The 21,463-nt window shown below is 67.5% G+C and carries 23 protein-coding genes; 15 read left to right on the top strand and 8 right to left on the bottom strand.

The features are described 5' to 3' along the window. Nucleotides 1-204: 204 nt before the first annotated feature. From EV653_RS11500 to EV653_RS11435, 14 genes are all read left to right on the top strand, one after another. Nucleotides 205-858, top strand: a complete 654-nt coding sequence (locus EV653_RS11500) for a MerR family transcriptional regulator (protein WP_134101342.1) — start codon at nt 205-207, stop codon at nt 856-858. Continuing rightward, a complete protein-coding gene (locus EV653_RS11495; RefSeq protein WP_134101339.1) occupies nt 855-2,249 on the top strand; it encodes an ATPase domain-containing protein in 1,395 nt (464 codons plus the stop codon). The genes EV653_RS11500 and EV653_RS11495 overlap by 4 nt, the downstream gene beginning before the upstream one ends. 167 nt (nt 2,250-2,416) lie before the next feature. Continuing rightward, nucleotides 2,417-3,730 carry a helix-turn-helix transcriptional regulator gene (locus EV653_RS11490; protein WP_134101336.1) on the top strand — a complete coding sequence of 438 codons (1,314 nt, stop codon included), beginning with the start codon at nt 2,417-2,419 and terminating at the stop codon, nt 3,728-3,730. An 11-nt stretch (nt 3,731-3,741) separates the two neighbouring features. Further along, entirely contained in the window at nt 3,742-4,353 is a 612-nt protein-coding gene (locus EV653_RS11485; RefSeq protein WP_134101334.1) for a helix-turn-helix transcriptional regulator, read from the top strand. 134 nt (nt 4,354-4,487) lie between these two features. Beyond that, nucleotides 4,488-6,371: a molecular chaperone DnaK gene (gene dnaK / locus EV653_RS11480; protein WP_134101331.1), complete on the top strand. Its 1,884-nt coding sequence runs from the start codon at nt 4,488-4,490 to the stop codon at nt 6,369-6,371. Between the two features lie 5 nt (nt 6,372-6,376). Beyond that, the gene (locus tag EV653_RS11475; protein ID WP_134101328.1) at nt 6,377-6,982 is read left to right on the top strand and encodes a nucleotide exchange factor GrpE; all 606 of its coding nucleotides are present in this window, start codon (nt 6,377-6,379) and stop codon (nt 6,980-6,982) included. Continuing rightward, nucleotides 6,982-7,986 carry a DnaJ C-terminal domain-containing protein gene (locus EV653_RS11470; RefSeq protein WP_134101326.1) on the top strand — a complete coding sequence of 335 codons (1,005 nt, stop codon included), beginning with the start codon at nt 6,982-6,984 and terminating at the stop codon, nt 7,984-7,986. The genes EV653_RS11475 and EV653_RS11470 overlap by 1 nt, the downstream gene beginning before the upstream one ends. Next, nucleotides 7,983-8,339, top strand: coding sequence for a chaperone modulator CbpM (locus EV653_RS11465; RefSeq protein WP_134101323.1), 357 nt, complete (start codon nt 7,983-7,985; stop codon nt 8,337-8,339). Before EV653_RS11470 ends, EV653_RS11465 begins: the two co-directional genes overlap by 4 nt. After that, the gene (gene clpB, locus EV653_RS11460; protein WP_134101320.1) at nt 8,330-10,957 is read left to right on the top strand and encodes an ATP-dependent chaperone ClpB; all 2,628 of its coding nucleotides are present in this window, start codon (nt 8,330-8,332) and stop codon (nt 10,955-10,957) included. The genes EV653_RS11465 and clpB overlap by 10 nt, the downstream gene beginning before the upstream one ends. Beyond that, nucleotides 10,954-11,394: a thioredoxin gene (gene trxA / locus EV653_RS11455; RefSeq protein WP_134101317.1), complete on the top strand. Its 441-nt coding sequence runs from the start codon at nt 10,954-10,956 to the stop codon at nt 11,392-11,394. The genes clpB and trxA overlap by 4 nt, the downstream gene beginning before the upstream one ends. Continuing rightward, on the top strand, nt 11,391-11,654 hold the full coding sequence (locus EV653_RS11450; RefSeq protein ID WP_238159678.1) for a UBP-type zinc finger domain-containing protein: 264 nt from the start codon (nt 11,391-11,393) through the stop codon (nt 11,652-11,654). Before trxA ends, EV653_RS11450 begins: the two co-directional genes overlap by 4 nt. Further along, nucleotides 11,651-13,264, top strand: coding sequence for an FAD-dependent oxidoreductase (locus EV653_RS11445; RefSeq protein ID WP_134101314.1), 1,614 nt, complete (start codon nt 11,651-11,653; stop codon nt 13,262-13,264). Before EV653_RS11450 ends, EV653_RS11445 begins: the two co-directional genes overlap by 4 nt. A gap of 52 nt (nt 13,265-13,316) precedes the next feature. Then, nucleotides 13,317-13,925, top strand: a complete 609-nt coding sequence (locus EV653_RS11440) for a manganese catalase family protein (RefSeq protein WP_134101312.1) — start codon at nt 13,317-13,319, stop codon at nt 13,923-13,925. A gap of 57 nt (nt 13,926-13,982) precedes the next feature. Then, entirely contained in the window at nt 13,983-14,681 is a 699-nt protein-coding gene (locus EV653_RS11435; RefSeq protein ID WP_134101309.1) for a hypothetical protein, read from the top strand. 5 nt (nt 14,682-14,686) lie between these two features. On the opposite strand, the gene EV653_RS11430 is transcribed toward EV653_RS11435, so the two are convergent. The 4 genes from EV653_RS11430 to EV653_RS11415 all read right to left on the bottom strand — a co-directional run bounded on the left by EV653_RS11430 (nt 14,687) and on the right by EV653_RS11415 (nt 18,049). Next, nucleotides 14,687-15,910: an MFS transporter gene (locus tag EV653_RS11430; protein WP_134101306.1), complete on the bottom strand. Its 1,224-nt coding sequence runs from the start codon at nt 15,908-15,910 to the stop codon at nt 14,687-14,689. A gap of 29 nt (nt 15,911-15,939) precedes the next feature. Continuing rightward, the gene (locus EV653_RS11425) at nt 15,940-16,587 is read right to left on the bottom strand and encodes a nitroreductase family protein (protein ID WP_134101303.1); all 648 of its coding nucleotides are present in this window, start codon (nt 16,585-16,587) and stop codon (nt 15,940-15,942) included. A 58-nt stretch (nt 16,588-16,645) separates the two neighbouring features. Further along, nucleotides 16,646-17,440: an isocitrate lyase/PEP mutase family protein gene (locus EV653_RS11420; RefSeq protein ID WP_202871547.1), complete on the bottom strand. Its 795-nt coding sequence runs from the start codon at nt 17,438-17,440 to the stop codon at nt 16,646-16,648. Nucleotides 17,441-17,509: 69 nt separating this feature from the next. After that, nucleotides 17,510-18,049, bottom strand: coding sequence for a carboxymuconolactone decarboxylase family protein (locus EV653_RS11415; RefSeq protein WP_134101298.1), 540 nt, complete (start codon nt 18,047-18,049; stop codon nt 17,510-17,512). Between the two features lie 204 nt (nt 18,050-18,253). Here EV653_RS11415 and EV653_RS11410 point away from each other — a divergent pair, with 204 nt between their 5' ends. Next, nucleotides 18,254-18,613, top strand: coding sequence for an MmcQ/YjbR family DNA-binding protein (locus EV653_RS11410; protein ID WP_202871546.1), 360 nt, complete (start codon nt 18,254-18,256; stop codon nt 18,611-18,613). Between the two features lie 139 nt (nt 18,614-18,752). Here the strand turns inward: EV653_RS11410 and EV653_RS11405 are convergent, their stop codons facing one another. Genes EV653_RS11405 through EV653_RS11390 form a run of 4 tightly spaced genes read right to left on the bottom strand, consistent with a single transcriptional unit; the run spans nt 18,753 to nt 21,455 of the window. After that, complete coding sequence (locus tag EV653_RS11405) at nt 18,753-18,992, bottom strand: hypothetical protein (RefSeq protein WP_134101292.1); 240 nt, start codon at nt 18,990-18,992, stop codon at nt 18,753-18,755. A 13-nt stretch (nt 18,993-19,005) separates the two neighbouring features. Continuing rightward, entirely contained in the window at nt 19,006-19,959 is a 954-nt protein-coding gene (locus tag EV653_RS11400; RefSeq protein ID WP_134101289.1) for a sigma-70 family RNA polymerase sigma factor, read from the bottom strand. Between the two features lie 56 nt (nt 19,960-20,015). Further along, the gene (locus tag EV653_RS11395; RefSeq protein ID WP_134101286.1) at nt 20,016-20,717 is read right to left on the bottom strand and encodes an NAD(P)-dependent oxidoreductase; all 702 of its coding nucleotides are present in this window, start codon (nt 20,715-20,717) and stop codon (nt 20,016-20,018) included. Nucleotides 20,718-20,747: 30 nt separating this feature from the next. Then, a complete protein-coding gene (locus EV653_RS11390) occupies nt 20,748-21,455 on the bottom strand; it encodes a hypothetical protein (protein WP_134101283.1) in 708 nt (235 codons plus the stop codon). Between the last annotated feature and the right edge of the window lie 8 nt (nt 21,456-21,463).

The raw sequence follows: 21,463 nt of genomic DNA, 5'->3' as shown, positions 1-21,463 counted from the left end.
CCGGGTTGTCACCAGCCTTGCCAACGACGTGATCGACGGCATCCCCTGATCAGGTAGTCGGCGGCTGTTCTCCGGGCAGGTGTAGCGTGCGAAGCAACGCAAGTCCGGTGCTGTCCCAAGGTCTCCTCACGACCGGGGAGACTGTCCGGCGATCGCCTGTGATCGTCAACTGCCAGTCACGCGACCCAGCGGAAGGCCCCTCCGATGGCCGATCAACCTGTCTACAGCATCGGGCCCCTCGCCAGGATGCTCGGCATCCCGGCGGCGACATTGCGCACCTGGGAGAAGCGGTACGACCTCGTGGTGCCAGGCCGCAGCCCGTCCGGCCAGCGGCTCTACTCCCGCCTGCAGGTGGCACAGCTGCGCTTTGTCGTCGACCAGGTCGCCGGCGGCTTGTCACCCGCCGACGCGTACCGGATGCTGAGGGAGCGAATGGCCAGCGGCGGGGCGCCGGCAACCGAGGCAGTCCCGGGTGGCGGCGGGAAGCTGATCCTGCTGGCCGAGCGGGATCCCTATGCCGCCGAGTTCTCCGAGTTCTACCTGCGGCGCGACGGGTACGGGGTGCTCACCACGAGGAGCTCCGAAGAGGCCAAGGCGCAGACCTTGCGCCAGCGTCCACATCTGGCCGTGGTCGATCTGCTGATCTCCGGTGGCCGGGGACTGCAACTGTGCGCCCAGTTGCGAGACCGGCTGGGCATCCCGGTGCTGGCCGTCTCGACCTTCGCCCAGCGCGAGGACGCCCTGGCTGCGGGAGCGGGCGACTTCCTCAGGAAGCCGCTGTCGGCCCAGGCGCTGCTCCTGCAAGTGCGGGGGCTGCTCGGTCGGCGGGCCCTCCAGACCGCGCAGGCGGATCGGTGATCGACAGGATCACGTCCGGGTCGGAGCCCCTGGACGTGATCCTTGGGGGAGGGCTGCCGCAGGACGCCATCATCGTGCTGGCCGGCGCGCCCGGTTCGGGCAAGACGATCCTCGGGCAGCAGTGGGTGTTCGCCAACGCGACCCCCGAGCGGCCCGCGCTCTACCTGACGACCGTCTCCGAGCCTTTGGAGAAGGTCCTCCGGTACGGGGAGACGATGTCGTTCTTCGATCAGAGCGCGGTCGGTCGCAGCGTCTACTACGAGGATCTCGGGGCCGCCTTACGCGATCAGGGACTGCGAGGTGTCCTCGATCGGCTGCGGGACCTGATCCGCGAACTGCAGCCGATGATGGTCGTGATCGACAGCTTTCGCGCGCTACACCCCTACGCCGACCGCAGCAGTGGCTTCCGCCGTTTCCTGCACGACCTGGCCGGCATGCTCAGCGCCGTACCGGTGACGAGCTTGTGGGTCGGCGAGTACGACGAGGACGACATTGCGCGTGATCCCGAGTTCGCCGTGGCCGATGCGATCATCACGCTGAGCAGTGTGCAGGTCGGTCAGCGCAGCGCCCGCGCCTTGCAGGTGCACAAACTGAGAGGCGGCGGCTTCCTGGCGGGCAAGCACGCCTACCGCCTCTCGGCAGCGGGGCTGGACGTCTTTCCCAGGCTGGCGGACGCCCCGGACGCCAGCAGTTACGAGTTGGGTGACCAGCGGGTCCCCTCCGGCGTCAAGGCGGTCGACGAGATGCTGGAGGACGGCTTCTGGCCCGGCGCCTCCACCGTCGTGGCAGGTCCGACCGGGGTCGGCAAGACACTGATGGGGCTTCATTTCGTCTTCCGGGCTCTCGAGCTGGGCGAGCGGGCCGTGATCGCGACGTTGCAGGAGGACCGGTACCAACTGGAGCGGACCGTCGCACGATTCGGCTGGACCCTCGACGCGGAGAATCTCACCGTCTTGTACGGCAGTCCCGTCGACCTGTACGTCGACGAGTGGGTGTACGAGTTGCTTGCCACGATCAAGGACACCGGGGCGAGCCGGGTGCTGGTCGACAGTCTGGGAGATCTGCAGGTCGCTGCCCCCGACGAGGCACGCTTCCGTGAATACCTCTACTCCCTGCTGCAGAGATCGTCCCGAGGCGGCACCAGTGTGATGCTGACATACGAGGTCCCGGAGCTGTTCGGCGTGACCCGGCTGAGCGAAGTCGCGGCGTCACACATGGCCGATAACGTCCTGCTGCTGCAATACGCGCAGATCGGCAGGTCGATGACCCGCACGCTGACCGTCCTGAAGACCCGCGCCTCCCATCACGACCCGGCGGTCAGGGAATTCCTGATCACCCCGGAAGGCATCGGTCTACTTGCCGACGGCACCAGCGGCCCGGTCGAGCCCTAGTCAACTGCTGCGCACCCGCGGCGGGGGTTCGTCAATCCTTGGCCAGTTCTGAAACGCCGGCATTTCTCCTGGTGAGATGGGTACTCCGGGTCTGAACAGCACGATCCGAGCCGAGCCGTGGTCGAGCGACTGTTGACGGCCATGACGAACCACTAGGGAGTGGGCACATGTCCGCCACGGCGGAAACAGTCGCGTCTCCTCGTTGCCTCCGGGGGCGGGGAGCGGAATGGCGGTCGGTCCTGCGGCTGCTGGATGCTACCGCGTCCGGCCGAGGAGGACTCCTCCTGGTCGACGGTGCGCCCGGCACCGGCAAGAGCCGATTGCTGACCGCCGCGGAGGACCGCGCGGCCTATCAGGGATTCACCTTGGCCAGGGCCCGGACGGACGATCTCGCCCGGCCGGTGGAAACGCAGTACGGGAAGCGGGCGGCAGGGCGGCCGCTCCTGGTCACCGTCGATGACCTGCCGGGGACCGACGAGGTGACGACCGATCAACTGCAGGCCCTGCCAACCAGGCTGGATGATCAGCCGGTCGGCTGGGTCGTGGTCCGCCGAACGACCGCGGAGACCCCGGAGGCCGGCTGGCCCTACGATTGGCGCCGGCCGACCAGGTCGTGGGTCGAGCTCGGCCCTGTGTCACCCGAGGCCACCGCAGCCATCGGAGCCGATGTGCTGCGACACCGGCCTGACGCCGGGCTGCTGGCCCTGGCCGAAGGCGCGGGCGGCAACCCGATGCTGCTGGTCGCGCTGTTCGAGGGACTGCGGGACGAGGGTCTGGTGGTCGTCGACGGAGCTCGGGTGCGACTGCTGGGCGACCAATTGCCCCGCCGCGTCGACGACGTGGTCGACAGTTGGGTGTGCGTGCTCAGTCCCGCAGCGCGCAACGTCGTTGAGGTGGCAGCCTGCCTGGATCAGCCTTTCACCATGGACAGTCTGGGCTGGACGCTCGGCTGCCCGCTCGGCAAACTGCTGGCCCCTCTGAACGAGTTGGTCGTCGGCGGCCTGCTGACCATCGGACACGAGGGTGTGCTCGCCTTCCAGCACGATCTGGTGCGGGTGTCGATGCTCCGGCGTGTTCCGGTCGCGGTGCGAAACGTGCTGACGGACAGTCAACGGATCGTGCATTCGAAGCCTGAGGCTCCGCGGCCGGGCGAGGCGGACACTGCTGTGGCTGCGGGGACCGATTGGGATCGCCTCTCGGAGTCCGAGCGGACAGTGGCAGACCTGGTGGTTCAGGGGATGACGAACCGCGAGGCTGCGGCGCGGCTGTTCCTCTCGCCCGACACCGTCTCCTTCCACCTACGCAAGGTGTACCGCAAGCTGCGCGTGGGCTCGAGGGTCGAACTGACCAGGCTCTACCTCGAGTGGGAGCAGGCCGGCCTCGTGCCGAAGCAGCGCCGCCCGGAGCCGGCACAACGCCGCCGCGAGCAGGACGGAGACGGGGTGGCCGACCCTCCGACCGGTCCAGGCACGAGCAGATAGGTCGACGGCTCATGTCGATCGAACAGTATGGGGTTCACGACCGGCCAACGGACCCGCTGCGCCCGCTGACCCACCAGATGTTGCAAGCGGCCTCGGGCTTCGGCCGCATCTTCGATATCCGGTGCGTCGCCCTGGTCCTCCGGCGGACGGTCGCTGAGTTGCTGCCGTCGGTCCATGAGGCGCTCGCCGCGGGCGTCCTGGTCGAGAAGGGCGCACAGCTCGGTTTCCGCGACGAGGCCGCCCGCGACGAGGCGTACTACGCCTTGCCGGTCCCTGTTCGGCGCAGGTTGCACCGCGACGCCGCGGACGTGTTGCTCTCCATCGGATCGACCGAGGAGGCAGCAGCGCTGCTGGCTGACGAGCGGCACTCCCGATCAGCAGAGGACGGGCCTCCGGCCGAGGACCGGGCGACGTTCGGTTGGGCAAGCCTGACCGACGCCGAACTCCGGGTCGCCGGCCTGGCGGCCAGTGGACTCACCAACCGGCTCATCGCGGAGGAGCTGTCGCTGTCCCAGCACACGATCGAGTCCCACCTGCGGCACGCCTTCCGCAAGCTCGACATCCGGTCCCGCGTGGAGCTGACCAGGGTGGTGCTGACGCACCAGCCCGTGGCCGATCACTGAGGCCGGGAGCCCCCGAGAACAACAGGTGGAAACACCAGTTGGACCCAGAACCACAAGAACCGGGGATGTGCGCGGCGCGGCCACGGACAAGGTTGGGAAGTGTTCGTGACACCCGTGCTGAGCAGGAGGTAGACATGGCCAAGGCCGTAGGTATCGACCTGGGAACTACCAACTCGGTGATCGCCGCGATGGAGGGCGGCCAGCCCACCGTCGTACCGAATGCCGAAGGGGCCCGGACCACGCCGTCGGTGGTGGCGTTCACCGATTCCGGCGAGCGGCTGGTCGGGCAGCTGGCCCGCCGTCAGTCCGTGCTGAATCCGAAGGGCACCATCAGTTCTGCGAAGCGGTTCATCGGGCGCAAGTACGACGAGGTGGAGTCGGAGATCTCCACTGTCTCGTACGACGTGGCCCCCGGTCCGGACGGGGCCGTCCGGTTCAAGATCCGCGACAAGCTCTACGCTCCCGAGGAGATCTCCGCCCTGGTGCTGCGCAAGCTCGCGGAGGACGCGGGCAAGTTCCTCGGCGAAAAGGTCACCGAGGCGGTCATCACCGTGCCGGCGTACTTCAACGACGCCCAACGCCAAGCCACCAAGGACGCGGGCCGGATCGCCGGCCTGGAGGTGCTGCGGATCATCAACGAGCCGACCGCCGCGGCGCTCGCGTACGGGATGGACAAACTGGCGAACGAGACCATCCTGGTGTTCGACCTGGGCGGTGGCACGTTCGACGTCAGCGTGCTGACGGTCGGCGACGGCGTCGTCGAGGTCAGGGCGACGGCGGGGGACACGCATCTGGGCGGCGACGACTTCGACCGCCGGATCGTCGACAAGCTGGCCGACGACTTCAAGCGCGAGGTCGGAGTGGACCTGCGCCAGGACCCGCAGGCCCTGCAGCGGCTCTTCGAGGCCGCGGAGAAGGCGAAGGTCGAGCTCTCGTCGGTGACGCAGACGACGATCAGCCTCCCGTTCATCACGGCGAACGCGCAGGGGCCGCAGCACCTCAACACGACGTTGATGCGGTCCACCTTCGACCAGCTGACCGGCGACCTGGTCGAGCGGTGTCTGAGCCCTGTGCAGCAGGCGATGGCCGATGCCAAGGTCACCGCGAACGACATCGACGAGGTGATCCTGGTCGGCGGCTCGACGCGGATTCCCGCGGTACAGAACCTGGTCCGCCGGCTGACCGGCGGCAAGGAGCCGAACATGACCGTGAACCCGGACGAGGTGGTCGCCATCGGCGCCGCGGTCCAGGCCGCGATCATCAAGGGCGAGGTCAAGGACGTCCTGCTGCTCGACGTGACACCGCTGTCCCTCGGACTGGAAACGATGGGCGGCGTGATGACGAAGGTGATCGAACGCAACACGACCATCCCGGCCCGCCGGACCGAGGTCTTCAGCACCGCCGAGGACAACCAGACCGCGGTGGATGTGGTTGTCCTGCAGGGCGAACGGGAGCTGGCCGCGGACAACCGTCAACTGGCCCGCTTCCGGCTGGAGAACATCCGGCCCGCACCACGCGGCGTACCGCAGATCGAGGTCACCTTCGACATCGACGCGAACGGCATCCTGCACGTGTCCGCCAAGGACAAGGACACCGGCGCGGAGCAGAAGGTGACCATCAGCGAGACGTCCAACCTGGACAAGTCCGAGGTCGAGCGGATGATCGCCGACGCGGAGGCGCATCGTGGCGAGGACTCCCGGCTGCGCGAACTGGTCGATGCCCGCAACACGCTGGACTCGATCGCCTACCAGGTCGAGAAAGCCCTGGCGGATCGCGGCGACGCGGTCGCCGAGCACGACCGGGCCCGCGCAGAGATGCTGGTCGGCGACGCGCGACAGGCGCTGCAGTCGGAGGACACCCCGCTGGAGCGGCTCCGCGAGCTGACCGGTGAGCTCCAGCAGATCGCGCAGGCATTGGCCGCCTCCGCGTCGGGCCCGTCGGCGCAGCCGCAAGGCCCACCCGATGGCGGGGGACAAGACGATGACGACGTGATCGACGCCGAGTTCTCGACGAGCTGATCGAGATGTCACACAAGGACGCCGAAAGGGCCGGTACGACGTCCGCCGCCGACCGGCCCGACGACCACGCACCGGCCAACGGCAGGAACCAGAACGGCGCCGCGGCCGAGGACACGGCCAAGGACAGGGCTGCGGATCGGGCGGCGGATCGGGCTGCCGACACGGCAGCACCTGACCTGGCCGCCCGGGCCGCCGAGCTGGAGGACCGGTGGCGGCGTACCGCTGCCGAGCTCGAGAACTTCCGCAAGCGGACAGCCAGGGAGTCGGCCGGGCAGCGCGAGGACGAGCGGGCCAGGGTGCTGACCCGCTGGCTACCCGTCGTCGACAACCTCGAACTCGCCCTGGAGCATGCGGGTCCCGAGGCCAAGCAGATCGTCGAGGGGATCAAGGCAGTCCGGGACCAGGCTCTGGCTGTTCTTGCGGAGTACGGGTACCCCCGGTTCGACGACGCCGGGAAGCTCTTCGACCCGAAGTTGCACGACGCGGTCGGCACCGTCGCAAGCCCGGATTCGGAACCCGGCACGGTCGTGCACGTCGTCCGGCCGCGGTACGGCGACGGTGACAAGGTGCTGCGTCCCGCGGGGGTCATCGTGGCCACAGAGGAGCGCTGATGCCTCCGGACGGCGACTTCTACTCGATCCTGGGTGTTTCGCGTGATGCCGGCGCGGACGAGATCCAGCGCGCGTACCGCAAGCTCGCCCGCCAGTACCACCCGGACGTCAACAAGGATCCGGGCGCGGAGGAACGCTTCAAGCAGATCTCCGAGGCCTATGACGTGCTGTCGGATCCGAAGACGCGCGAGAGGTACGACGCCTTCGGGGAGGACTTCCGCCGGGTTCCGCCCGACGTGGACCCGGCCGACTACGCCCGGGCCCGGGCCGCAGCCGGCGCGGGGAGGGGACGTCGCTCAAGCCGGTCCCCGGAGGGCGCCTTCGGCGAGGGCGTCCGGTTCAGCACCGGAGGCGCCGAGGGGATCGACATCGAGGATCTGCTCGGCGGCATGTTCGGCGGCGGTGGCGGGTTCGGTGGCGGGTTCGGTGGCGGTGGCCGGTCGACGCGGGGCTGGGGTCCGATCCCCGGCTCCGACCAGGAGGTCGAGATCGAGCTGACCGTCGAGGAGGCGTACCGCGGCACCAGTCGCTCGCTGACATTGCAAGGGCCTGACGGCACCCGGGGGAACCTCGACGTGAAGATCCCGGCAGGTGTGCAGAACGGCCAGCGGATCCGGCTCAAGGGCCAGGGTGGCCAGGGCACGGGTGGCGCTGCGGCGGGCGACCTGTACCTGGTCGTGCGAATCGCGGAACACCCCCGCTACCGGCTCGACGGGCGTGACATCACGGTCGACCTTCCACTGGCCGCCTGGGAGGGCGCGCTCGGTGCTTCCGTGGACATCAGGACGCCCGGCGGCGACGCCAAGGTGAAGGTGCCGAAGGGCACTTCGACCGGTCGCAGGTTGCGACTGAAGGGACGCGGCCTGCCCAACCCCAAGGGCCAGCCCGGTGACTTGTACGCCGAGGTGAAGCTGATGGTCCCGCATCGGCTCACCCCCGAGGAGGAGCGACTCTTCGAGGAGCTGGCGGGGACTTCGAAGTTCGATCCCAGGAGGAGGCGATGACCATCCAGATCGTACGCAGAGCCGGGTTGGGCCTGGACGAATTCTCCAGGCTGACCGATCTCCATCCGGACCTGGCGCGCCGGTTCGTCGCCCTGGGGTTGCTAGAGGCAACGACTGACGCGGACGGGCAGCTGTGGTTCAGCCCTGGCCAGCTTGCCAGGGTCGCCCGGATCAGGCGGCTACGGGCAGGTTTCGCGTTGAACTACGCCTCGTTGGGGCTCGTGCTCGACCTGCTCGACCGGATCGCCGTACTGGAGGCGCAGCGCCGGCGCCGCGACACAGCAGTGGTCGGAACCAGTGCCAGAACCAGTGCCAGAACAAGTGCCAGGACAGGAGCCAGGACATGGACATGAACCGGTTGACGCAGAAGTCGCAGGAGGCTCTGCACGACGCGCAGACGAAGGCTCTGCGGTTCGGTCACAGTCAGGTCGACGGCGAGCACCTGCTGCTGGCGCTGCTGGACCAGCCGGACGGACTCGCGCCACGTCTGCTGGCCCAGGCCGGCGCGGATCCTGACGAGCTGCGGACCCGGCTCGAGGACGAGTTGTCCCGGCGGCCACGCGTCAGTGGACCAGGAGCCCAGCCGGGGCAGGTGATGGTCACCCAGCGGTTGTCCCGGCTGCTCGACTCGGCGGAGCGGGAGAGCAAGCGGCTCAAGGACGAGTACGTGTCGATCGAGCATCTGGTGATCGCGCTGCTGGACGAGGGAAGCACGAGTACGTCGGGTCGGCTGCTCGCCGAACAGGGGATGACCCGCGACGGGTTCCTGACCGCACTGACCTCGGTCCGGGGCAACCAGCGGGTCACGTCGGCGATGCCGGAAGCGGCGTACGAGGCGCTGGACAAGTACGGCCGGGATCTGGTCAAGGACGCGACCGAGGGCCGGATGGACCCGGTGATCGGGCGCGACAACGAGATCCGGCGCGTGGTCCAGATCCTGTCCCGCAAGACCAAGAACAACCCGGTCCTGATCGGTGACCCGGGCGTCGGCAAGACCGCGATCGTCGAGGGTCTGGCGCAGCGGATCGCCAACGGCGACGTACCGGAGGGCCTGAAGAACCGGACCGTGTTCGCGCTGGACATGGCCGCGCTGATCGCGGGTGCGAAGTACCGCGGTGAGTTCGAGGAGCGGTTCAAGGCCGTGCTGAACGAGGTGAAGGCGGCCGAAGGGCAGATCCTGCTGTTCATCGACGAGTTGCACACCGTCGTCGGCGCCGGTGCGACCGAAGGTGCGATGGACGCGGGCAACATGCTGAAGCCGATGCTGGCCCGCGGTGAGCTGCACATGATCGGCGCCACCACGCTGGACGAGTACCGCATGCACATCGAGAAGGACGCGGCGCTCGAACGCCGGTTCCAGCCGGTGATCGTGGACGAGCCCACCGTCGAGGACGCGATCTCGATCCTGCGCGGGCTGCGGGAGCGGCTCGAGGTCTTCCACGGGGTGAAGATCCAGGACGGTGCGCTGGTCGCGGCGGTGGTGCTGAGCCATCGCTACATCTCCGACCGGTTCCTGCCGGACAAGGCGATCGACCTGGTCGACGAGGCGTGCGCGATGCTGCGGACCGAGATCGACTCGATGCCGGCCGAGCTGGACGAGCTGACCCGCCGCGTACGCCGGCTCGAGATCGAGGAAGCCGCGCTGGGCAAGGAGGAGGACCCGGCGAGCAAGTCCAGGCTCGAGGAACTGCGCAAGGAACTGGCAGACCTCCGTGCCGAGTCGGACGCGATGCGGGCGCAATGGGAGGCCGAGCGCAACGCACTGAAGAAGGTGCAGGACCTGCGCCGCGAGATCGAACAGGTGCGGCAGGAGGCCGAACAGGCCGAGCGCGACTACGACCTGAACCGTGCGGCGGAGCTACGGCACGGCCGGATGCCCGAGCTGGAACGTCAGTTGCAGTCCGAGGAGGAACGCCTGGCCAGCAAACAGGGTGGCAAGCGGCTGCTCCGCGAGGTAGTGACCGAGGAGGAGATTGCCTCGATCGTGTCGCGCTGGACCGGTATCCCGGTGAGCCGGCTGCAGGAGGGCGAACGCGAGAAGCTGCTGCGGCTGGACGAGGTACTGCACGAACGGCTGGTCGGCCAGGACGAGGCGGTCCAGCTGGTCGCGGACGCGATCGTCCGGGCCCGGTCCGGGATCAAGGATCCGCGTCGGCCGATCGGATCGTTCATCTTCCTCGGCCCGACGGGTGTCGGTAAGACCGAGCTGGCGAAGACGCTGGCCGCGGCCCTGTTCGACACCGAGGAGAACATCGTCCGGATCGACATGAGCGAGTACCAGGAGCGGCACACCGTGAGCCGGCTCGTCGGCGCCCCGCCCGGCTACGTCGGCTACGAGGAGGGCGGTCAGCTGACCGAGGCGGTCAGGCGCAAGCCGTACTCCGTGGTGCTGTTCGACGAGATCGAGAAGGCACATCCGGATGTCTTCAACACGTTGCTGCAGATCCTGGACGACGGCCGATTGACCGACTCCCAGGGCCGGACGGTCGACATGCGCAACACCGTCATCATCATGACGTCGAACATCGGCTCCGCTTACCTGCTGGACGGCGTGACGTCCGACGGGCAGGTCAAGGAGGACGCCCGTGAGGCCGTGATGGACGAACTCCGGCGGAGCTTCCGGCCCGAGTTCCTCAACCGGGTCGATGAGATCGTGCTGTTCAAGCCGCTCACGATCGCGGAGATCGAGCGCATCGTGGACCTGATGTTCGACGACCTGCGGACCCGGCTGATGGATCGGCGGATGACGCTGGAGGTCACACCGGAGGCGGCTCGCTACATCGCCGCTCAGGGCTTCGACCCGGTCTACGGCGCCCGGCCGTTGCGGCGGTTCATCGCCCGTGAGGTGGAGACCCGGATCGGGCGGCTTCTGCTCCGCGGCGACGTACTGGACGGCTCGGTGATCCGGGTGACGGTCGAGGACGGCGACATCGTCGTCCGGCACGAGATGCCGGTGGAGGCGATGGCATGACCACGAAGGTCGTCACCTGCCCGAACTGTCAGCACCGCAACCGGGTGCCTGCGGCGGCCCAGGGCACCCCGCGCTGCGGAAACTGCCACCGGCCGCTGCCGTGGATAGTCGATGCCGGCGACAACGACTTCGCCGAGGTCGTCGAGCAGGCAACCATCCCGGTGCTGGTCGACATGTGGGCTCCCTGGTGCGGGCCGTGCCGTCGGGTCAGCCCGGTGCTGGAGCAACTTGCCGTCGAGAAGGCAGGCGAGGTGAAGCTGGTGAAGATCAACGCGGACGAGGCGCCGCAGCTGTCCCGCCGCTTCAACGTGCAGTCCATCCCGACGCTGCTGGTGCTGCGCCAGGGACAGGTCGTCGCTCAGCAGGTCGGTGCTGCGGCGGCGACCGCTTTGCGGCCGTGGCTCGAGGACGCGATCCACAAGGAGGTGGCGTCGTGACTACCGCCCTCGACCCACACCTGGAGATGGTGCGTCCGGTGCGGCCGCGCACACCCGAGGGTTGCGAGGAGTGTCTGCGACTCAACACGCCCTGGGTGCACCTCCGGCTCTGCCTGACCTGTGGCCACGTCGGATGCTGTGACTCCTCTCCGATGCGGCACGCCCGCGCCCATGCTGGCTACCAGGGGCATCCCATCGTCCAGTCGTTCGAGCCCGGCGAGGATTGGCGCTGGTGCTACGTCGACGAGGCGTTCGTATGAACGAGACCCCGGACCTGTACGGCGCCTATCCGCGGCTGGAGGACTATCAGTTGGCCGAGCTGTCGTCGATGGGTGAACGTCGGCAGACGAGCGAAGGTGAATTGCTGTACCAGGCAGGGGACGCCCCGGGCGAGTTCCTGGTGCTGCTCGAGGGGCTCGTCGCCGTGACCGAGGATCTGGGTCCGCACCGCCGGCTCATCGCGATCCACGGACCGAAGCGCTTCCTCGGCGAGATCGGCCTGCTGACCGGTCAGCCGTACTTCCTCACCGCTCAGGTGCAGCAGTCCGGCGCCGTTCTCGCCGTACCGAAGGACCGTCTGCGCGACCTCGTCGTACGGGATCAGCCGCTGGCCGACCTGGCCCTCCGGGCGTTCCTGATCCGGCGGTCGTTACAGCTGTCGCTGGGCGCGGGGTTCGCGATCATCGGTTCGCGGTTCTCGGCCGACACCCGCCGGCTCCGCGACTTCGCCGCCCGCAACCGGCTGCCGCACCACTGGATCGACCTGGAGAACGACGCCGACGCCGAGCGGCTGATCCGCGAGCTCGGCATCGATGTCGAACAGACCCCGGTGGTGATCTGGCGGGGCGAGGTACTGCGGAACCCCGACAACGAGCAGCTGGCGGCCGCGGTCGGCCTGCGTCAGCCGGCTCCGCCGACGTCCACCTGCGATCTGATCGTGGTCGGTGCCGGCCCCGCCGGATTGGCGGCCTCGGTTTATGCCGCCTCCGAAGGTCTGACCACTGCGGTCTTCGACGCTGTGGCGACCGGCGGCCAGGCGGGCACCTCGTCCAGGATCGAGAACTATCTCGGCTTCCCCGCCGGCATCAGCGGCGGAGAGCTGGCCGACCGCGCGGTCGCCCAGGCGAGGCGGTTCGGCGCCGACCTGACGGTGCCCGCGCCGGTCATCGGGCTGGAGCATGACGACGGGTACCACGTGGTGCGGCTGGAGACCGGCGAACGGGTCCTGGGCCGTGCGCTGCTGATTGCCTCGGGAGTGCAGTACCGCCGGTTCCAGGTGCCAGGCATAGACGATGTCGAGGCGACCAGCGTGTACTACGCGGCCACCGAGCTGGAGGCGAACCTGTGCCGCGACGACCCGGTCGTGATCGTCGGCGGCGGCAACTCGGCCGGGCAGGCGGCGGTGTTCCTGTCCGGACACGCGTCTCGCGTTCTCCTCGTCATTCGCGCCGACGACATCGGCGCCGGAATGTCCCGCTATCTCGCGGATCGGATCGAGAAGCTCCCGACGGTAGAGGTGCTGCTGCACAGCGAGGTCCGTGAGGTCCGCGGCAAGCCGACACTCGAAGAGGTCGTCATCGAGGACCGGAAGACGCAGGAGCGTCGGACCGAGCAGGCCAAGGCTCTGTTCATCTTCATCGGCAGCTCCCCGCACGTCGAGTGGCTCGGCAACCAGATCGAGCTCGACGACCGGCGATTCGTCCTCACCGGCAACCAGGTGAAGGGTGACGGCAAGCTCCTGGAGACCAGCCTCCCGGGCGTCTTCGCGGCCGGCGATGTCCGGAGCGGTTCAGTGAAACGAATCGCCGCCGCCGTCGGCGACGGCGCGCTCGCCGTACGACTGGTGCACGAGTACCTGGCTCACACCTGAGCGTCGTACGACGGAAATCCATCACCCTTCTCTCCCCAGTGGAGCGGCCAAAATGTTCACGCATCGTCAGGACCTTCAGTTCAAGTCCAAGCCGGAGGAGCCGGACGCCGTCTACGCCCGGACGCTGGAGGAGTCCTTGAGAGGTCAGTACGGCGAGATCACCGTCGCCATGCACTACATGTTCCAGGGATGGGACATGCACGTTCCGGGCGGATACCGTGACCTCGTCTTCGCGCTCGGCGCCGAGCAGGTCGCGCATGTGGAGATGCTGGCCACCGTCGTCGCCCGTTTGCTCGAGCATGCTCCGCGGCAGGCAGCCGACGCGGCTGCTCAGGCCAACCCCGCCGTCGCCGCGGTGCTTGGTGGCACCGACCTGCAAGATGCCATCGCAGCCGGCGCCGGCCCAGGCCCGTCGTCGCACATACGCAACCCCTGGCTTGATGCCGACGGCACCGTCGATCGCAAGCTCTTGACCGACTTCAGCGCCAACCGCGAGGCCGAACGAAGCCGCCTCGTCGACCTCCCACGCGTCTATCGGCTCACCGACGACCCCGATCTCCATTTCCTGCTGTCGTATCTGCGAGCTCGCGCCGCCGTACAGCAAGATGCCTGCCGGACCGCCGTGCAACGGCTGGTGGAGCACGATCATCTGTCGCCCTGACCAGTTCCCCACAGATCTTGCGACCTCATTGCCTGTGCGGAGTACCCGGGGACTGTCATGCATGATGAACGGGCGCGGCGCAACCATCCGGGCGAGCTACGGTGGCCGGCCGCAGTGGGAGTGCTGGTGGCGATCGCGCTGTACGGTGCACTCCCGAGTGCGCTGCAGATCGGACCGCGGTTCGTCATCCCTGTCCTGGAGTTGCTGCTGTTCATCCCGCTGGTAGCGGCCAACCCGCGGCGGATGACCAGGCAGAACTGGTTCCTGCGGCGGCTGTCGATCGGCTTGGCGGTGTTGATCGCGTTGTCGAACACGACCGCGCTCGCGCTACTCATCCGGTCGCTGGTCCTCGAGGAGGCGACGGCGGGAAGTCAGTTGCTGGTCGCCGCCGGACAAGTGTGGCTGACCAACGTTCTGGTCTTCGCGCTGACGTTCTGGGAGCTCGATCGAGGCGGTCCGGTGGTGCGCTTTCGAGTCTCCCGGCCGGAACTGCCGGATGCCGACTTCCGGTTTCCGCAGGACGAGGACGACGACGCGGTCAGCGAGGTGGCGAATCGGTCATCGGCCAAGTCCGGCTGGACGCCCGCCTTCATGGATTACCTGTACGTATCCGTCACGAACTCCTCGGCCTTCAGCCCCACCGACACGATGCCGCTGACCGTCAGGGCCAAAGCCCTGATGGCCATCGAGTCGGTCTCGGCCCTGATGCTCTCCGCCCTCGTCGTCTCCTTCGCCGTCGGCCTCCTCGGCCCGTAACAACCTCAATCCCGGCCGGCACTGGCCCGCGGGTCGCGTGCGGCGACAACGGTGAACAGCGTCGTGACGAGCGCGAGTCCGGCGTACCCGAGAGCGATCTGCGGCAGCGAGAAAGTGCTGGAGAGCCGGCCGGCGAGGAGGCTGGGGAAGGCAGCGGCGCTGTAGCAGATCAGATAGATGACGCTGAAGATCGGTGCCCGGTCGGCCACGGTGCTTCCGTGCAGCACGCCGCGGATCGCGGCGCTGACCGCGATGCCCTGAGCGGCGCCGGCCACGACGGTTGCCGCGATGAACACCGGAAGCGAGCCGATCGTGATTGCTGTGGTGATGCCGATCCATCCGGCCAGGAAAACTGCCATGCCGACGCGTTGTCCTGTCGCGGGTGTGAACCGGCCGCCGACTGGAGCGCCCAGAACGCTGGGAGCCATGAACGCGGCGAACACCAGCCCGAGGACGAGCGAGCTACTGCTGTGAAGCTGATCTTCGACCAGCCCAGGAACGAATGCCTGGTAGAACGCACCGGTCGCCCAGGTGGACAGGAACACTGCGGCCGCGACCGGGAGCAGACCCGTGACTCGGGCGGGCACGCTAACGCTGGGTCGCAATGATCGCCAAGCGCCCGGAGTCCGAACGATGGTTTCGGGGCTGAGAGCGACCAGCGCCGCGGACACAGACAAGGAGCCCACGGCAACCAAGTAGGTGAGGTGACGTGGCCAGGGGCCGTACTGCACCAGTGCGCCGGAGGTGATGGCGCCGACCGCGAGTCCGAGCGTGACTGTCTGGCTGGATGCGACTGACGCCAGCCAGACCGGTCTGGCCGGTGCAGCGTCCACGACGTACGCCGTGACGTTGCTGCTGGCCAATCCAGCCCCGAGCCCCATCAGGACCCGACTGGCCAGCAGTGTGCCGATGTCATGCAGGTTCAGCAACAGCAGACAGCCCAGCGCGATCAGCGCGAGGCTGGCGATCGCGGTGGCACGTCGGCCGACATGATTGGACAGCCGCCCCATCACCAGCAAGGCGGCGAGGGTGGGTACGTCGAAGGCGACAACGGCCAGCGAGATGTCGGCGTTGCTGAACCCGTCCTCGGCCCGGTAGATGTTGAACAGCGGGATCGGCGCGGACGATGCGGCGAACGCGGTCGCCAGGGAAACCACCGCCGACACGAACGCCAACCGGAGCCTGCTGTCCCGGCGAGCCAGGTTGGTCGCCGGGGGAGAGCCTTTCATCGAGCCGTGCCTTCCGGTGGCGCTGGTGGTTAGACGAAGGTGAACAGTTCGTCGGTGTCGAAGCGGGAGATCGGGTTGGTGTAGTTCTTGTTGGGGTCGGGGTAGCCGAGCGCCAGCAACACCGTGGTGGCGTGTCCGGTTTCACGGATCTTGAACGCCTTGTCGACGCTGGCCGGGTCGAAACCCTCGAGCGGCATGGCTTCGATGCCGAGCTCTGCGGCGGCCATCATGGTCAGACCCAGCGCCATGTAGGTCTGCTTCTCCATCCAGTGGTTCACGTCCTTGTAGCCGTAGTTCCGCAGGTTGAGGAAGTCGCGGGTCATGGACTCCCAGAGTTCCTGCTTCGCCGGCTCGGGGAAGCGGCCGTCGGCCCTCTCCTTGCTGAACACGGCCTCGACGTGGCTGTCGGGCAGATCTGCCCGAGTGGTGAGGATGATGGTGTGCGAAGAGTTCAGGATCTTTCCTGCGTTGTCCTGGAATCGCTCGCCCAGGTTGTCCGCCAGTTGCTGCTTACCCTCTGGCGTGGCGATGACGTAGAAGTGATTCGGCTGGATGTTGGTCGACGTGGGCGTCGAGCGCAGGAACTTCAACAGCTGCTGAAGAGTGTCCTCCGGGATCGTCCTGGTGGGGTCGAAGTACCTGGTGAGGTGCTTGCCCATGAGCTTGTCGAGATCCATGTCAATCTGCTTTCTTGGTGCGATCGATCAGTGTGTGCATTGCTTCGGTGAGGTTGGTCTAGTTGTTGCTGCGGGCAAGTAGTTCACCGACGCGCTCGAAGCTGAGGCCGGTCGCGGCGGACGCGAGGTCGCCCGCGACGAGAGCCTTGGTGGCTTCTTCGAGCGCCCCCATCGCGTGGACGTAGAGCCACGGACCCAAGCTGATCCGTTTCACTCCTGCCTTCTGCAGTTCAGCGACGGTCAGGACCTTGTCCGACGGCGACACGAGCACATTGACCGGAGTCGGCGCGACCGCGGTGATGATCTTGCCGAGCGCGTCGAGGTCAGGCGGGTACGGCGCAAAGAGGACGTCCGCGCCGACCTCGGCGAAGGCCGTCAGACGCCTGATGGTGTCGTCGAGATCGGGGCGGCCCTGGATGAAGTTGTCAGTGCGGCCGGTGACGACGATCCGTCCCTTGGCCGCGTCGACGGCGCTCCGTACGCGTTCGACGGCTTCGTCGAAGTCCCGGATCGGTCGGGCGGGGTCGCCTGACGTGTCCTCGATCCCGATGCCGGCCAGGCTGTACTCGACAGCAGCTTCGACGGTCGCCGCGACGTCCGCGGGCGTCTCGCCGTACCCGTCCTCGAAGTCGCCGTTGACGGGCAGCCCGGTGAGCCGGCCGAGCAGTCTCGCATGCTCGAGGTGCTCGGCGCGGCTGATCCGGTGCCGTCCGTCGGGCCGGCCGAGCGTCGCGGCGAGCGCTACGGAGGTTGTCGCGATCGCCTCGAATCCGGCATCGGCCAGCATCAACGCCGAGAGGCCATCCCAGGCGTTCGGCATGACGAGGCCACCGTCTCGGGTGTGCAGCGCCATGAATGTCTCATACAGTTCGGAGCCTGGCATATCGCAGCTTTCCTGGATGGTCGTTGGCGCGATGAGGGGTCATCGGGCCGCGGTGGCGGCGGGGATGTCGATGTCGGTCTGGTTGACGTTGTTGATGAAGTTCGTGAGCAGGGCCTGCACGGCAACGGTGACGATCGCCAGAATCTCCGGGTCGGCGTACCCGGCGTCGCGGACAGCTGCGAGGTCGCCGTCGCTGACCTGTCCGCGGCTGTCGACGACCTGTTGAGCGAAGCGGGCCGCTGCGGCGCGCTTGGGATCAACCGAGCTGCCTGCGCGGGCGAGGTCGATGTCGTCGCTCGACATACCGCCGTACTCGGACGAGGTGTACGTGTGGATGGCCAGGCAGTAATCACAGCCGTTCGACTGGGACACGGCCAGAGCGATGCTGTGCCGGGTCCGGGCATCCAGGACCCGGCTCATGGTGCCTTGCAGGGTCGTGACCGCCTCGAGAACGGTCGGGTTCGAGGCGATCGTCTTGAACATATTCGGGACGAACCCGAGTTGCTTGCCGAGCTTGTCGAGGGTCTGCCGCGCGCCGGCAGGGACTTCATCCAGCGAAGGGGTAGTGAGTCGTGACACAGCGAATCAGCCTCCGATAGGGGGTGGTGCGAGTGGTTAGTGCCGGGCTCGAGCCGGTTCTTACCGCCGCCTGGGCTGATGCGTTCGCGGCGTCCCCTCGACGGACGCTCCAGGAGGTCTCTAGCCGAAAGATCCGCACCGATCGCGGCACCAATGGAGGACGCCTGCGATTTCGGGCCATTCTCGAGAACGGAGTTGATCGCCTTGGACGCGCTGGAGCTGCAGAGGATCGCAGACGACCTCGCGGTGAACCTGCCGGACGCCGACCTGGAGCATCGTGTCGACCCCAACTGGGCTCTCTACAAGGTGCGCGGCAAGGTCTTCATGCTCATGACGGACTTGCCGGGGCGCCGTGTCGTGATCCTGAAAGCCAACCCGGACCAGGCTGTGGCCCTGCGGGAGCAGTACGCAGACATCACCCCGGGCTACCACATGAACAAGAAGCACTGGATCACGGTGGAAGGCGGAGGCACCGTCGACGAGACGCTGCTGAAGCAGCTCGTCGCCGACTCTTACCAGCTCGTAGCAGGCAACCCGCTGGGCGACCGGTTTGTCAGGCCTTGACGAGGGCTTCGAGGATCAGGTTGTTGCGGGCGTCCTGGCCGGCCCGCGGAAGCTTTCGATCCGGCCGGGCTGTCCGCGTTCGAGTAGGCCACCAGCTTGGCGCCGCGCGGACGTTACGCCCGCGACCGAACCGTGAGCATCATCGCGTCCGGTGCTGTGTCGACACCTGTCGGCGGACTCCGCAGAGGGTGGCTGCGATGCGGAAGAGGTGGACGCATTCCGCCGGCCCGTCCTCCTGCTTGTCGTCGAATGCATGACGGTGGATCTGCAGAAGCGCGGAGTCGGCGGCCTCGGTTGAGCCGAGCATTAGTTCGCAGAACAGTCGCAACTGAGTCTGGAGCGCGGCGTCGGGTTCGGCCGGGTGTTCCTGTTCGGACATGCGGGGTGCCTGGTCAGAGTCCGAACAGTGGAAACAGCCCCGACCCGTGGAAGGCGACGATTCTGCTGACGCCCTGCGGGGTGAGTGTCAGTACGTGGATTGCGTGTGGTTGGTACTGACCGTCCTGGCCGCGGGCGTACACGGCGAAGGCAGGCTGTCCGTTGGCCGAGGTGGCGACCAGTTTCGCCGTCCCGATGATCCGCATTTGTTTGGCCAGGAAGGCGACGATTGTGTCGCGGCCTTCGAACCAGGTGGCGATCGGCGGCATCTCCCAGCGTGCGTCCTCGGTCAGGACCGCGACGAGTTGGTCGACATCCGCGGTTTCGAAGGCCTTCGCGTACCGGTCGAGGAGAGCCCGCTGCTGGAGCTCGACGGGTTCGGTGAGGCTGTCTTCGCTGAGTGGAACCTGTGCTCGGGCTCGCTGTAACGCGCTGTTGACGGCTGCGGTCGTCATCTCCAGCAGCTCGGCGACCTCCGTGGTCCGCCACTGCAGTACGTCGCGAAGGATCAGCACGGCACGCTGTCGGGGCGGTAGCTGCTGGAGTGCTCCCACCAGAGCGAGCCGCATCGTTTGCCGTTCCACCACGGCCGTTTCCGGATCGACCGGCGCTGCTGTGAACAGGAAATCGGGCATCGGCTGGAGCCACGGTATCTCCGGCGTTCGCTCAACGAGCCTGGCGTCCGGGTTTACCTCGGGGGCACCGAGATCCGCGGGCAGCGGCCTGCGCCGGCCCTTTTCGAGCGCCTTGAGACAGGCTCGGGCCGCGATTCGGTACAGCCAGGTACGCAGTGAAGACCTCCCCTCGAACCTGTCGTACGCGCGCCAGGCGTCGAGAAGGACGTCTTGCACCACTTCTTCGGCTTCGTGGACCGAGCCGAGCATGCGGTAGCAGTAGGCCAGCAACTCGCGCCGGAACGGTTCGCTCAGCGTCCCGAAATCCTCGCTACCGGCTTTGGATTCAACCACGGTGCGCATAATCCGCCCTTCGGAGTTCGGTTGTCGATGTCACGTCGGTCTCGGGCTCAATACCCGATGGTGAAGCGGCGCTGCACGAAGCGTGGAATCTCGGCCTCGTCGAGAACTGCGACAGCCGCGTCCTCGGCGGAGATCCGGCTGCGCCCCTCGGCGTCCATGACGGGCTGGTCGCCACCGATCCGGAAACGGCCGGTGCGTTCGCCGGGGGTGATCTCTACGGCTGGGCTGAGGTAGGTCCAGAGCCGGTTGGAGGTGCGGAACAAGTTCAGCGCGTCGCCGTGTCCCCGCAGCGCCGCGGCGTACTCACGAGGCAGCCCGAAGCCGTCGATCGCAGCATGGAGAAGTTCGTCGGAGTCGGCAAACACCCGTCCGGGCTCGAGTTCGAGACTCGCGGCGCCGCCGACCACGATCAGCCGGACCCGGGGGAAGCCTTCCAATGCGGTCAGCAACGCGGTGGCAGCCCGGGCGTAGATGCCGGGGTCGGCGATGGCGCGTGCCACCGCGTCAGCGGGGTCGTTGGCGGCGTTGCCGGGCCCGAATCCGCTGATCAGGACGTCGAGGCCGGGCAGTACCGCGGCGACACTGCCGGTCTCGGTGACGTCGACCTGCTTCCACCGGATGTTCTCGCGGTTTTCCTGACGGCTGGAGACGTCGCGACTGAACGCCGTGACCTGGTGCCCGCGGTCGAGCGCCTCGGTGACGATCCGGCTACCGATGGTGCCGGTGGCACCGATGACCCCGATGTGCATGATTCTCCTGCGGTGGAAGGGAAAGTCGGATCAGTAGACGGTGATGTCGGCCATGTCGATGGCTACCAGGACGATCTGGTCGTCGCCGACTGTGGCGTACGCCCGGCGAGTGGCCGGGATGATGATGCCGTCGACGTTGCGGTAGTCGGCGGCGTACAGCTGCGACTCGGTGCCGGGGTCGACGATGTCGATGGTGAAGTCGTGGCGGCGTAGCAGTCCGTTCGGGCCGAAGCAGAAGACCTGCTCGCGGGTGTGGCTCTTGATGTGGTCGGGGAAGGTCACTTTCAGCCGCCGCCAGGTTTCACCGTCGACCTCGATCGGCGCGATCTCCTCGCAGACGAACCCCGGCCAGGTGAACAGGAACGGCGCATTCAGGTACGTCCAGAGTGCTTCGCCGGTGAAGTACGCGAGCTGCAGGTCGTCCCACGGCGTCTCGAACTGGTGGCCGTCGAACGACCGCTCCGGGTCGTCGCGTGCCTCGACCACCGTGCCGATCGGTCGTTGCATGACGACCCTGTCGGGTTCGAAGACCGACCGTCGGTCCTGGCCGACGAAGTCCATGCTCAGCCGTTCCCGCGTGGTGTCCACCTCGAAGCGGACCTTTGTCAGCGCGTCGGCTTGTCCCTTGATCTGCCAGAAGGCCCCGGTGATGGCGGCCTCGACAGCGATCGTCCGGATCCGGTTCCACCGGTCCACGCCACCATGCGAGGCGACGGCGCTCGCGAGTAGATCGTTCATTGTTCTTG

The sequence above is a fragment of the Kribbella pratensis genome (genome assembly GCF_004365355.1).
Taxonomy (GTDB): Bacteria; Actinomycetota; Actinomycetes; order Propionibacteriales; family Kribbellaceae; genus Kribbella.
The sequence above is the reverse complement of the archived record's forward strand: the minus strand, read 5'-3'. Positions and strand labels throughout refer to the sequence as shown.